This window comes from Leptothermofonsia sp. ETS-13 (assembly GCF_049200465.1).
GTDB lineage: Bacteria > Cyanobacteriota > Cyanobacteriia > Leptolyngbyales > Leptolyngbyaceae > Leptothermofonsia.
The window spans coordinates 1,263,863-1,276,616 of sequence record NZ_CP120836.1 but is presented as its reverse complement, the minus strand read 5'-3'; the positions used below and the strand labels follow the sequence as shown (position 1 = coordinate 1,276,616).

General features: G+C 51.3%; 9 protein-coding genes. 1 reads left to right on the top strand and 8 read right to left on the bottom strand.

Going from position 1 to position 12,754, the window contains the following annotated elements:
- Nucleotides 1-19: 19 nt before the first annotated feature.
- The 3 genes from P4D80_RS05780 to P4D80_RS05770 form a co-directional block, all read right to left on the bottom strand.
- Complete coding sequence (locus tag P4D80_RS05780) at nucleotides 20-727, bottom strand: response regulator (RefSeq protein WP_421657990.1); 708 nt, start codon at nucleotides 725-727, stop codon at nucleotides 20-22.
- A 76-nt stretch (nucleotides 728-803) separates the two neighbouring features.
- A complete protein-coding gene (locus tag P4D80_RS05775) occupies nucleotides 804-3,509 on the bottom strand; it encodes a PAS domain-containing sensor histidine kinase (RefSeq protein ID WP_421657989.1) in 2,706 nt (901 codons plus the stop codon).
- Between the two features lie 710 nt (nucleotides 3,510-4,219).
- Nucleotides 4,220-4,447 (bottom strand): hypothetical protein, encoded by a 228-nt coding sequence (locus P4D80_RS05770; protein ID WP_421657988.1) that lies wholly within the window; start codon nucleotides 4,445-4,447, stop codon nucleotides 4,220-4,222.
- Between the two features lies 1 nt (nucleotide 4,448).
- Here P4D80_RS05770 and P4D80_RS05765 point away from each other — a divergent pair, with 1 nt between their 5' ends.
- Nucleotides 4,449-4,646, top strand: a complete 198-nt coding sequence (locus P4D80_RS05765) for a hypothetical protein (protein ID WP_421657987.1) — start codon at nucleotides 4,449-4,451, stop codon at nucleotides 4,644-4,646.
- Between the two features lie 151 nt (nucleotides 4,647-4,797).
- Here P4D80_RS05765 and P4D80_RS05760 read toward each other — a convergent pair whose 3' ends face one another.
- The 5 genes from P4D80_RS05760 to P4D80_RS05740 all read right to left on the bottom strand — a co-directional run bounded on the left by P4D80_RS05760 (nucleotide 4,798) and on the right by P4D80_RS05740 (nucleotide 12,706).
- Nucleotides 4,798-5,541 (bottom strand): Stp1/IreP family PP2C-type Ser/Thr phosphatase, encoded by a 744-nt coding sequence (locus P4D80_RS05760; protein ID WP_421657985.1) that lies wholly within the window; start codon nucleotides 5,539-5,541, stop codon nucleotides 4,798-4,800.
- Between the two features lie 57 nt (nucleotides 5,542-5,598).
- Entirely contained in the window at nucleotides 5,599-7,623 is a 2,025-nt protein-coding gene (locus tag P4D80_RS05755) for an ABC1 kinase family protein (RefSeq protein ID WP_421657984.1), read from the bottom strand.
- 57 nt (nucleotides 7,624-7,680) lie between these two features.
- Nucleotides 7,681-8,010: a DUF6825 family protein gene (locus P4D80_RS05750; RefSeq protein ID WP_421657983.1), complete on the bottom strand. Its 330-nt coding sequence runs from the start codon at nucleotides 8,008-8,010 to the stop codon at nucleotides 7,681-7,683.
- 295 nt (nucleotides 8,011-8,305) lie between these two features.
- Nucleotides 8,306-9,628: a serine/threonine protein kinase gene (locus P4D80_RS05745; RefSeq protein WP_421657982.1), complete on the bottom strand. Its 1,323-nt coding sequence runs from the start codon at nucleotides 9,626-9,628 to the stop codon at nucleotides 8,306-8,308.
- Between the two features lie 105 nt (nucleotides 9,629-9,733).
- The gene (locus P4D80_RS05740; RefSeq protein WP_421657981.1) at nucleotides 9,734-12,706 is read right to left on the bottom strand and encodes a CBS domain-containing protein; all 2,973 of its coding nucleotides are present in this window, start codon (nucleotides 12,704-12,706) and stop codon (nucleotides 9,734-9,736) included.
- Between the last annotated feature and the right edge of the window lie 48 nt (nucleotides 12,707-12,754).

Genomic DNA, 12,754 nt, shown 5'->3' with positions numbered 1-12,754 from the left:
AGTCTCCGCGCTGTAGGATCTATACTTCGCCCTTTTCTTGTAGAAGACTAAACTGGCGCAGTAGCTTGACATTGGCAGGGGTCAAAATCTGTTGCAGGTCAGAGACCTGATTAAGCAGGTTCACTTCACGAGAAAATTCTTCCTGCAAGATCTCCAGGTAGCGATCGCGCTGAGCTCCTGGTACTTTTTCTTTTAACAAAGTAATGGTCATACTGATGTTGGAAATAGGTTCTCTTAATTCCTCAATCAGATTGTCTAAGAGTCGATCTTTGACATCCGCCATCTGTTGTAATTCTCGAATCTTTGATGTCAACGCTTCCAGTTGAGCACATACCGTTGAGTATTGCTGCATAATCTGTTCCCGCTTCTTTAGTTGAGTGGTGACGGCTCCCAATAATTCGGTGCGGGTAAAGGGTTTAGTCAGGTAATCATAGGCACCTAATTCCATACCCTGACGAAAGTCAGCACGTTCTGCTTTAGCCGTTAGAAAAATGAACGGAATGGTTTGGGTTTCAGGATTTTCATGGAGTGTACGCAGAACCTCAAAGCCATCCATTTTAGGCATCAGTACGTCACAAATAATCAGATCGAGGAGGTGTTCTTGAGCCATCTGTAATCCAATTCGACCGTTTTCGGCTCCAAACACTTCATATCCTTCCACTTTGAGCAAATCTAAGATGTTGGTGCGAACGGATTTTTCATCTTCAATAACCAAAATCCTCGGCATAGTTTTTTTCCTTTAGCGGGCATCGAGCAGAAGGGGACGCTGCTGAAAAGCAGGATGAATTGGAACGAAATCCTACTCATCCAGCCCCTTTTTTATCCTCACAATCAACAACTCCTGGAAGGGTAATGATAAAGGTAGTGCCAGCGCCAACTTCGCTCTCTAGCCTAATCGTTCCTTTATGAAGTTCGACGCACTTTTTGACAATGGCTAGCCCTAAGCCTGTTCCTTGAATCGTACTCACATTTTTTGCCCGGAAGAACGCCTCAAATACGTGTTCCCTCGCTTCGGGGGGAATGCCAATACCTTCATCTTTTACCCATAGCTGGATGATATTTGTGCCATAGTTCAACCCTAATTCAATGTTTCCGCCATTAGGCGAATATTTAATGGCATTCGAAAGTAGATTGGTCAGAATTTGGCGCAACAACTTCTGGTCGATCCATGTGTTTTGTGCTTGTTCCTGGCTGTTGAAGGTGATGCAGTATTTATGGTCGGTGGTGAGTTGGGTTTCGGCCACCAGTTGGCGGCAAAACGCTGTTAGATCAATCAGACTGGGGTTGAAGCCCAGTTTTCCAGCCTCGACTCTACCAATCAAGAGCACATCCTCCAGGAGTTGAGTCATGTGCTGAACAGCGATATGAATTTGCTGAAACCGTTCCCGTTTTTCTGCCTGCGACCACTCATAGTACTCAAGCAGTTCGGTAGCAGATTGAATGGTGGTCAACGGAGTGCGAAATTCGTGGGAAATCATAGACACAAAGCGGGACTTGAGTTCGTTCAACTCCTTTTCTTTTTCCAGTGCTTTCACAATTTCTGCTTCAGCTCGTTTGCGATCGCTAATGTCTTTCATGAAGCAGTAATGTCCGGTAAACTGCCGCTGCTCATTGTAGATGGCAAGCATAAAAACCTGCTTATAGAAGAAAGTGCCATCCTTACGTTGTCCCCTGGTTTCAACTTCAGCTTTCCCAGTGTCTACCATTTGTTGATAAGCCGTTGTTAGTCTATTTAAATCTTCAGGGTAGACGGTAATTTGCCAGGATTGACCAATCAGTTCTTCAGGTGAGTAACCCATAGCATTGGCATAGGCCTGGTTCACCTTGACATAGTGACCCAGAGCATTAAGTTGCGAAATCCCTTCTACCGCGTTACTTAGGGCAGTGCTGATTTCTTGTAGTTCTCTCTCGGCGCGCTTCCGGTTAGTAATGTCAGTCGCGACACAGGTCACAACCCAGCAATCTGCCTCTTCATCTCTCTTTGAAATCGATGTTTCTGATATCCATCGCCAGGAGCCATCTTTTTGTCGGAAGCGATATTCGACGGTGATTGGATGTTCCTCATATATACGATTAAAGGCGGGAAGAACTCTTGCCTCAAAATCATCAGGATGGAGACAGGATATCCATAATCCATCTTCTTGCATAAGTTCTTCAACGGAATATCCGAAAATTACCTCACTGCCTTGGGAATAGAATTCATATTGGAATCGCAGATTAGCAAATAGTCGAAAACGGACTATAGCGGCTCCAGCATTATGAAGGATGTCGCTGAGTTTAGCCTCTGATGCTATGAGGGATTCTTCCAGTCGCTTCCAGGCAGTAATGTCCCGTCCGACAGCCTGAAATTCCACACATCGACCACAATCATCAAAAATTGCCCGGTTGCTCCACCGCTGCCAGCGAACTTCTCCGTTCGGCAAAATGACCTGATGCTCCAACCAGCTAACAGGTTTCTCTGGATTTGCAGCAGCGGTAAGGTGGGCTTCAGTTTCCTTATCCAGCGCTAGCAGGAACATTTTGTAAGAGTGCCTTACCAATTCTTCCTGGGAAATGCCGAACAACTGGCAATAGGCTTCGTTGGCAAAGGTGAGGGTGCCATCGGGGAGAAAACGACAAACAAGCTCCGTCTGGTCTTCCACAATAGCACGATAACGTCGTTCACTGCGACGCAGAGCTTCTTCTGCCTGTTTGCGGGAGGTAATGTCTGAAAATGAGGCAACAACCCCATAGGGAACGGTTTCACCGCTGCGGAACAGCGGTTGGGAATTGACTGAAACCCAGGCCAACCCACCATCAGGTTTGTAAATTCCCATGATTACATTGGAGTAGGGTTTGCCCGTCCGCAGAGTTAGAAATACAGGGTGCATTTCTGCTAAAAAGGGGGAGCCATCTTCAGAGATGGTATTCCAGGACAGATCGAAGGAATTGAGTCCGCTGAGCTGCTCAGCCGATAGTCCCAGGATTCTTTCTGCGCTGGCATTGCAGGTACAGATCCGCCCCTCCCCATCCAGCAACACAACGCCTTCTTGCAAGGCAGCAACAACGGTGCGATAGCGGTCTTCACTTTGTTGTAAAGCTTCCTGGACCTGCTGTTGCTGTAAGCTGGTTTGGGAGAGATTGTGGGGTGCTTGGGTAGGGGAAGGGAAGGCTTGAAGTGATGCTGCTCTTTGCCAGAGGCTCCAGATTTCTGGAGAGCCACGATTTTCGTTATAACAGATCCTTCCCTTTACCAAAATCGCATGACCATTTTTGGCCCGTAATGTTGCCTCCATATCCCGATTGGAAGTATTAGTTTGGAGGGGAAAGAGAATTTGTTGAATGCGATCGCGGCTGTCTGGCTGCAACAAGTCAAAAAAAGACAGGGTAGGGACTTCTGCCTGTTGATAGCCAAGCACTCTACACCACGCCTGATTGGCGTAGATTATTTGCCCATCAGGAGTCATTACTTGAATTAAATCGCTGGCATGGTCTAGTAAACTCCGCAGATGATCTAGACAATTCGCCATGCAGGTCTCCATGAGTTAGAGGCAAGATTGGGGCAATTAGGAGTGATGACGGCCATTCACTCCTTATTTTTACCTCCAATAATAATAGCCTCCAGCTACTCTTCACCAGGAACAATCCTTCCTCTGGATCCCTTCCCTTTAAGGGAATTTCATAGTTTTCTAGAGTTGCTTTTGTTCGTAACTCGTTCTGATACCAATTTAGTGGAGGAAACCAGGAGCCATGAGTCAGAATAAACTTTACTTCTGTCTCATGGCTTTAGGCTTCTCAAACACTTGATCTGTCTTATAGCGATCCAATTGATTCTTTGTCCTTTCCTAAATCGAACTAAGTAGCTAGTGCATTTTCAGGAGACCTTTTTTGCTAAGGGTTCTAGCAAGGGAAAATCAAAATAGTCACAGACTCTGGTCTTAACTTCTTGTCCGCTCAGTATCCGTTGTGGTTCTACAATGGCCCGCTTGGCATGAATCCACTTCGGCTCAATCGCATTCAAGCAGAGACTTTTACAGGTAAGAGAGAATCAATCGCCCCTATTTCCCGTTCGCTTGACTTGAGCCTGGTGTTGCCTGACCCATGGCCGCACAGGCTTGGAGAGGTGCCAGCTCACGTTATCCCCAATTAAGGGCTGCACTCGCTGACCCATTTGACTCACTTGCTGAGCGATCCAGGCTAAAAACTCACCAGTGATCTCGCTATGTTCAGTGATGCCCTGCTAGTGAACCACTTCTGCCAACAGGTCTAACGTCCAGGTGGAGCGAACTTTGCCATCCTGCCAAAGATTATAGCGGTAGTCATTATGGTTAGGACGGGGTGCAGGGGGTGGAACCCCTGGCTGGAGGCGAAGCCCCCACTCCCTCTCTAATTCCAATGTCCTAACGCACCTGCGTAGAGCTATAGCATGGAGCACCTGCCGCAATTGGGCGCGCTTGTCCTCATCCAAGATGGGTTTGACCGTTTTAGGACAACTCGATCAGGCGTGCAAACAAGCTAACCCCTGCTGCTCGAAGGCACGAATCACCTTGCAAACAGTTTTGGACACTACCACCGACCGTGATGGCAATGTCTCTGGGCTGGATACGTCTAGCCCTAGCCAGCAAGATTTGGCAGCGCCGCAGGGTAAAAGCATCTTTGCAGCGTAGTCCCTGTTTGAGGGCAGCTTGTTGTTGGGTTTCACTCAAGGGACACACGTATAGAGGGGGGGAAGCATCAAGATTATGAGCCAGTGGAAAGTGTCTCCTCTAAAGGATCTTTGACTCCTGCTAATTGCATAATCGGTGCGCTAAAGTCGCACTAGCGATTGCCTCGTGACAGTCCATCGACTGCTACGATGACGACCGTAATATTATCCCGCCCACCCCGGTCTTTTGCCGCATTAATCAGGGCCGTGGCGGCCTTCTCGCAGGCGCGAATCGATTTCAGGTGAGAGGCAATCAGCTGGTCCGAAAGTTCTTCGGTTAAACCGTCGCTGCACAATAGGAGGCGATCGCCCGGTTGTACCTGAAAGGGTTGAATATCTACTTCCTGGAGGTCTTCCCGCCCCAAACATTGGGCCAAAACGTGGCGCAGGGGATGAACCCTGGCTTGGTCGGCAGTAATTTCTCCACACTTCATCAATCGTGCCACCAGCGTATGGTCCTCGGTGATTTGCTCCAGCTTTGCACCCCGTAGCCGATAGAGGCGGGAATCTCCCACATGGGCACACCAGGGCTGCTTTTCTCGAAAAACAGCAACTACGGCTGTCGTACCCATGTCAGAGCGTTCGGGATGGTAACGCTGATCTTGCAGAATAGCCTCGTTTGCGGCGAGGAAGGCTTCTTCTAAAAGAACCTGGGAATCTGTAATGGAGTACCAGTGGTCTTGTAAGTAATTTTGAATGGTTTGAGTCGCAATCCGGCTGGCTTCCTGCCCACCCGCATGCCCACCCATCCCGTCTGCCACGATGAAGAACCGTCCATCTGGATCGATGTAGTAAGCATCTTGATTGACGGAACGCAGAAGTCCTACATCAGTCTGTCCCGTAAAAAAAAGCTTCATCGGTGGCTGCCCTTCTTTTGGCACGTAAGCCAGGCTACCAAATAGTTTACTGTGAGATTATGGGGTTCGTTCTGCTCGCTCTAGACGGATGAGTAGGCGAATGAGGGCGATCGCGGCCACAATGGCTGCTATTGCCGGTATCAGTGCCCACCAACCGTTTCCAGTAGCCAGAATGATCGTTGCCGAAAGAGTAAACGTACAGACCAGCAAGGTGTAATTAGTCCCCATATTAACGCCATTCATGCGGCGAAGAATCCGGTCTGTTTCAATGGAACGCACTCGCACTCTAAGATCACCCCGTTCCAGCTTATCGAGGGTTTCCTCAATTCGGCGGGGTAGACCCAACGCAGTACTGCTAACCTGAGCAGCCTGCCGACTGAGTTCGCCTAAAATACTACTTGCTTCTGATGAAGGATTTCCATTAGTCATAAGCCGCATTGCAAAAGGTTTTGCAACCTCCATAAAGTTAAATTCGGGATCTAATCCCTTCCCAACCCCTTCTAGAGTAGAAAATGCCCGCATCACAAAGGTAAAGGTTGCGGGAAAGCGAAAGGGTTGACCGTAGGCGATTTCATAGAGATCATCACTGATTTCGCTGACAGACTGGTTTTCAAACGGTTTATCCATGAAGTTATCCAGCATGAACTGGATTGAGCGGCGAACTGGCCCCATATCCTCCACCGGGGCCAGGGCTCCCAGTTCAATCAGGGCAGCGACGACCCGCTCAGAATCTTTCTGGGCAATCCCAAAGAAAAGTTCCATCAGTTTTTTGCGGGTCACAGGCTTAACCCGCCCCATCATACCAAAGTCGTAGAAAATGAGAGAACCATCCGGGCTTGCGGCGATATTACCGGGGTGAGGGTCTGCATGGAAAAAGCCATCATTGAGAAGCTGTTGCAGATAAGCTCTGGCTCCCATGTAAGCAAGCGCTTTGCGATCCAGGCCAGCGGCTTCCAGGGCTTCGTAATGGCTGATCTTGATACCAGGAAGATACTCCAGAGTGAGGACGCGGGGCGAGGCATAGCGCCAGTAAACTCTGGGAACCTGAACCCAATCTTCATTTCGAAAGTTGCGCCGAAAGGTGTCAGCATTGCGCCCTTCGTTCAGGTAGTCCACTTCTTCATGCAGAATCCGGCAGCACTCGTCATAAATGCCCAACCAGTCCCGTCCCTTACCCCAGTCAGGATGGTTCTGAAAATAGCGAGCGATGCCCTTTAGGATTGCCAGGTCAATGGCAAACAATTTCAGCAAACCGGGACGCTGAACTTTGACGACCACTTCTTCACCTGAATGAAGTTGGGCTCGATGCACCTGCCCCAGACTGGCCGCTGCGATAGGAATTGGATCGAAGTTGCGATAAAGCTCCTGAATCGGTTTGCCCAGGTCTTCTTCAACAATGGCTTTGGCCTGCTCGTAACTGAAGGCGGGTACTTTGTCCTGAAGTTTGGAGAGTTCTTCTACGTACTCGGTGGGAAACAGGTCGGCACGAGTGGAAAAAAGTTGCCCAACTTTAATGAAGGTGGGTCCCAGATCGAGGAGAGTTTCCCGTACCCAAACAGCGATCGCCCGACGTCGTTTTGCCTGCTTGGCCTCAGTCATTCCGCCTGCATAACTCCAGGGCTTTTGATACAGCCAGAGGGCAAACAGAAATGCCCAGACAAATCCCCAAATGTCCAGGAAACGACGATGGCGGGAATAGTTGTCGCGGTTCCAGCGGTAAGCCTTGTCTCCGTAGGATTTCGCCTTAGAGCGATACTTGGTAACGGCAGCTCTTTCCTCGGCTGCCCAGCCCTTCGGTTGCAAAGTTTGTTCGTAATGATGAGCCACAGCTTCTTCCGAGAAAATTCGACTCTGCGAGGATTCCTCTTCTGAGTTTTCCCGATTTTCTAAAGCGGCGAAACTGTCTGGGATATCATCACCCACGGCTAAAGAGTTGTTTTTCCTGCTTCCATTGGTCAAGTCTTCCCAGGTTTCAGGGTCGCCCTCTGTGTTGGAGTTGGAAGGACTGGGATAGATGCAATCGCCCTCGACAGAATCTGCCGAGAGTCGAGGAGGATCAGAGTCGCGCGAAAAAACAGACACTCGAATTCCTAAACGGTTGCTTTAATTGCTGCAATTGTGAGGCAATGGCTGAAAACGCTACATGGTGCGGCTACTGCGGTAGCGCTTTAATTCTGCTCGTAACTGAGCAATCTCCGCTCGCAAATCGTCGATCATCGCTTGCAAATCCGCCGGTTCTGTAGAAGCTTGACCGGCCACGCCAGTGCCACGCCTGCGCATCGCTTCTTCTTCTTCTCGATTTGCTCGCTCAATCACCTGTGTCGTAAATTGGTGCAACTGCTGACGCAGTTCTGCATCCAGCTTGCCCAATTCACTTAGAGCGTTCGTCAGTAACTTTTCTGCTTGCTCGTACAGCGCCTCAGATAGCGCTCTGCCCACGAAGAAAGCATGAACCAGAGGATTGTTCATGAAACATTGCTACACACTTCGTCAAAATTATAACGTGCCTGCTCTGATTCAGATGGTTGTTAGTGATTAGTTGTTCGTTGTTAGTCGGGTGAGGAGTGAAGGGAAGGGAAAGGGGGGGGGGGGGAGCAGAGGGGCGGGGGAGCAACTTCATTGCTTCACTGTCGGCTCTGGTTCTGGAACCACTGGAGAGGGCGGAGGAGATGCGGACTGGGCCGGAGGAGAAATAGGCTGAGGGGCCGGTTCAGGAAGGGGGGATGGTTGGGCAGAAGCCTCAGGAGTGGGGGTAGGGGTAGCTTCAATGCTGGGTTCGGGGGACGGTTCTGGCTGGGGAGTGAGGGATGGGACTGGAGGTGGGGTTTTTACTTTGGGTGGCGGCGCGATTTCTTTCAGGGGTGTGATTTCCGGGAGGGGGTACCGATGGAGAGACAACGGGTTCTGCTGAACCGGGCCAATCCTCGAGGGGTGGAAAAGTTTGCTGCGTGTTGAAAATTTTTGGACCAATGCCACTGACTGCACTGAGGCGCAGGGTTAAGCCCAGGCCTAAGCCACAGGCAGCGGCGATCGCCGCTGTCAATACCAGGGCCTTGGGTAGACGGCTTTTACGCGGTAAAGGTTGAACCCAGAGAGTCGAGGAAGCAGGCGTTACCACGCGGGTGGCCTGGGTAGATGTCGATGGTTGCGGCGCAGGTGGTTGCGGTGAGGGTGGGCTCTGAGAATAGCCATTGGAAGAAGGTTTCACTGGAGCTAGTGGCACAGTCGCAGATGGCTTTTCTGCTCCATTAGAAAGTTGAATGGGTGGTAGAGGTTCCCTGTCCGGTAGCAGGGAAAAGAAGGCGGCGATCGTGGGCGGTCGCTTCTGAACATTCATTTCCATGCCACTCAAAATAGCTGATTCTACTGCTTGACTGAGGTCGGGCTGTAGTTTTCGTGGCGCTGGCAAAGGGGATTGCTCCCGCAGATTGGCAGCTGTTGGGTGTTGCCCAGTCATCAGGAAGTACAAAACAGCAGCCAGGGCATAAATATCTGTTGCGGCAGTCAATTTGGCTGAAGATTGGTACTCCTCAGGTGCCGCATAACCCGCATTAGTAAGAGAGGGGGTGGGCTCGACCGTCCCAACCATTGACGGATGCAGGATTCTGTAATCAACCAGAACCACAAAATCAGCGCCTGTGGGACGAAGCAGGTTCTTTGGCTTAACATCTCGATGGACCAGCCCTTGCCGATGCAGGACAGTCAGCGCCGAGCCTACCTGACGGACATACTGAATGGCCTGGGCTTCAGACATCGGACGGCGAGGTTGCACCAGGTCTGTCAAAGGCTCCCCTGCCACGTAATCCATCACTGCAAAGGGCACTCCCGACTCTTCAAACACATCCACTAACCGCACTAGCCCAGGGTGTTGGCAGTGGGCAAACCGTCGGGTTTCCTCCAAAAAGCGCTGCTTGAGTTGAGCAAAATCGATCGCTACTTTTGGATTTGGCTTCAATGTCTTCAAGACAACCGGCTGATTTAGATAAGCCTGGGTTGCTTTGAGGGTAATACCCAGATCACTCTGCCCCAAAATATTACCCAGAATATACTTGCCGTTTTGCAGGGGTGCGCCAGCGGTCAGATTCATGAATCTTTACTGCGAATCATCTTGATTATGCTAACCCTTTCGGATATCGAGAAACTAGGGGATAGGAAGAAGTGGGTCGTGAATTACGTAATCTAGCCTTATCCTCTAATGAGGAAAGTTCTCCCTTAAAAACGCTTCGGCTTCGCTTCGAGTTCTAAGAGTGCCGTCTAGAGTGGCGGCAGCGAGGGTGTCTAGAATGTCTCGGAAGCAGGGTCCCGGTTTGTAACCCAGGGTTTTCAGGTCATTGCCATTCAGCGGAGGTTTGATGTTGGACCAGTGGGTGAGGTACTGCCAGATGGTGTGACGGATCTGCCGCTCGCTGTGGATGGCGATCAATACCAGGAGATGACTATCGTAAGGTTTGAGTTGTTGCACAATCTGGCTGGGGCGATCGCAAATCGGCAAGGATTCTGCGATCGCCTTTTGAGCAGTCTCCAACTGCTGCATGCGCTCAATGCTGTCGACTGGAAGCTGAAGATTTGCGGCAACGGTGGCGCGATGCTCTGGCGCGAGATGGGAAAGGAGAACTTCCAGCAAAAGAAGCCAGGTGGGGATCTGAGGAAGCGTGAGGGGATGGGGGGATGGGGGGATGGGGGGATGGGACGGGGGGGGATTGGTTGCTCCATTCCGCTCCCACTCCATCACTCCATCACTTTTTTCGCCTTTCGCCTTTCGCCTTTCCCCTCCTGCTTCCCGTTCCGTTCGTTTCAGCCAGCGCTCTACCAGGCGCAACCGCTTCCACAGGTCAGGAGTCATTTTCAGCGTTGGGTGAATGCATTGCAGGGCTCCCAGGTCTGCCAGTTGCTGAAGTGCAGATTTCCAGTAGGGAGCCTGGAGAATGTACTTTAGTTCTGCCTTGAGACGGGTTTGGAGGGCGGGGGCAAAAACGCGATCGCGGGGCGGCTCTGAAGAGACAGACTTGAAATCTCTGCGGTCCTGGATTTGCTGGTAAATGCCACTGGCGATCGCGTGGCGGATGTATCCTTCCGTTTGAGTATCAATCTGAAACCCCAGTCGCACCGCAAAGCGTACCGCCCGGTAAATTCGGGTTGGGTCTTCGATGAAACTATTGGGGTGAAGAACGCGAATCTGCCTTGCCTGGAGGTCGAGCAGGCCACCAAAAAAGTCTAGAATCTCCCCAGCACGAGGATTGGTCAGGCGGATTGCCAGGGCATTGATGGTAAAGTCTCGCCGGTAAAGATCCTGCCGAATCGAGCTGGCTTCGACCTCCGGGTTGGCGGCAGGGTAGGGATAAAACTCGGTGCGAGCCGTAGCAATATCAACCCAGAGGGAGTCCAGAGACGGATCATTGTGCCAGAGGAGTGCTGCGGTTTGAAATTTGCCATGAACCTCTAAACGGGTTTCGGAGTAAAGGGTCTGGAGCGATCGCGCCAGTTCAACCCCGGCCCCGGCATCGGCTGCCTGGTGAAAGCCATCTACCACCAGGTCCACATCCATCATCAGCATCTGATTTTCCTCTGGCTCAGAGGCCATCATTCCCAACAGAAAATCTCGCACCGCCCCTCCTACCAGGTAAAGATGCCAGCCTCGCTGTTCCGCATGCCGGGCAGCCATGGTTAGAACGTCCCAAAGTTCTGGCTTGAGGTATTTTTGTAGCGTTTTCAGCAGCGCCTGGGGAGAAAGCGCGTGCCTGAAAGGTTTGGGCTGAAACCCCTCTAGTCCTGTATCCACCTGGCTCCTGGCTTCTGGCTCCTGGCTCCTGGTTCCTTTCTCCTCCTGGCTCCCAAACGCCGCCTGATGTAATTGTCGCAATACATCGGTCCGAGTCACAATGCCAACCAGTTGCCCTTTGTCCAATACCGGCAGGCGACCGACATCATAAGTCACCATGATGGACTCAATTTCGGGTAGGGGGGTTTCGGGAGTGATGGTTTTCAGATTCGTCGTCATATAACCTTTGACCGGAGCATGACTGAATCCATGGTGCAGAGCAATGTCTAAGTCCCGGCGGGAAATGACTCCCACAAGCTGCCCTGCGGCATCAACGACCGACAATCCAGAATGACCATAGCGCAGAAGAATTCGTTGGGCTTCATCAATCGTGGTTTCGGGGCGAATGGTGCGAACCGGGGAAGACATCAACTCCCTGGCCGTGGGCGGATGGGGAATTTGGGCCTTCAATTGCTCAACCAATTGGGCCAGCACCTGGGCAGGGTTGACATTGTGCAGGTTGATGGAAGCGGCACGGGGATGCCCTCCTCCACCCAGCGGTTTGAAGAGTTCGTTGAGATCAGTAGCTTCGATTTGCGATCGCCCAATCACCGTCAGCGCGTAATCTGCCGTATCTTTACCATCGTGGCAGACTGCCCCCCGGCAGTACTGGGCGGCCAGCAGCAGGGCATCGTTCTCAGTCAAATCCATCAGTCGCGATGCCAGGCTGGATAAACCGGGAATAAACTCGTCCACTTTCAGCAACACCCAGGCAAGGGTATGCCCCTGAACGGTTTCTGTTTGCAAGGTTTCCAGAGCTACGGTCAGCAAATCCTGGAGCCTGGGGGAAAGTCCTGGATCAATATAGTCGGCGATCGCCCGCAGATTGGCTCCCTGTTCCATCAGCCAGGCCAGTGCTCTGGCATCTCGCGCCGTAGTATGGTCAAAGGTCAGCGATCCAGTATCCACGTGAATGCCGAGGGCCATTACCGTCGCTTCCACAGGGTTTGGAGCGATCGCCTGGGACTGAAGTTGCTCCACAATCAGAGTTGTGGTTGAACCAATCGCCTCAATCTGCCTCCGGCTGGCTGGAATGTCTGACTCAGTATCCAGGTGGTGGTCGTAGATGGCGATTTCCACACCGGGCAAATCAAGCCACTCCGCGGTTTTCCCCAGGCGATCGCGCCGTTGCGTATCCACCACAAAAATTGAGCGAATTTTTTCTGGGTTTACTGAGCGGCGTTCAATCAAGGCATACTCATCTCGATGCAGCGCCAAAAAATCCCGCACGGCAGGGTGTGCGCCCCCAGACAGCACAATCCGTGCCCCCGGTTGCAGCCGCGTTAAACCCACCGCTGCTCCCAGCGTATCGAAGTCAGCCGTTGTATGGCAGAGGATGAGATCCATTGGGTTCACTTTTCTGATAGCTTACTAGTCATGGGCTGATTAACATCA

Excerpts from the sequence above, each read along its gene's own strand:
- P4D80_RS05780 (WP_421657990.1), bottom strand. The coding sequence starts at position 727 with ATGCCGAGGATTTTGGTTATTGAAGATGAAAAATCCGTTCGCACCAAC.
- P4D80_RS05775 (WP_421657989.1), bottom strand. The coding sequence starts at position 3,509 with ATGGCGAATTGTCTAGATCATCTGCGGAGTTTACTAGACCATGCCAGC.
- P4D80_RS05765 (WP_421657987.1), top strand. The coding sequence starts at position 4,449 with ATGGGTTTGACCGTTTTAGGACAACTCGATCAGGCGTGCAAACAAGCT.
- P4D80_RS05760 (WP_421657985.1), bottom strand. The coding sequence starts at position 5,541 with ATGAAGCTTTTTTTTACGGGACAGACTGATGTAGGACTTCTGCGTTCC.
- P4D80_RS05750 (WP_421657983.1), bottom strand. The coding sequence starts at position 8,010 with ATGAACAATCCTCTGGTTCATGCTTTCTTCGTGGGCAGAGCGCTATCT.
- P4D80_RS05745 (WP_421657982.1), bottom strand. The coding sequence starts at position 9,628 with ATGAATCTGACCGCTGGCGCACCCCTGCAAAACGGCAAGTATATTCTG.
- P4D80_RS05740 (WP_421657981.1), bottom strand. The coding sequence starts at position 12,706 with ATGGATCTCATCCTCTGCCATACAACGGCTGACTTCGATACGCTGGGA.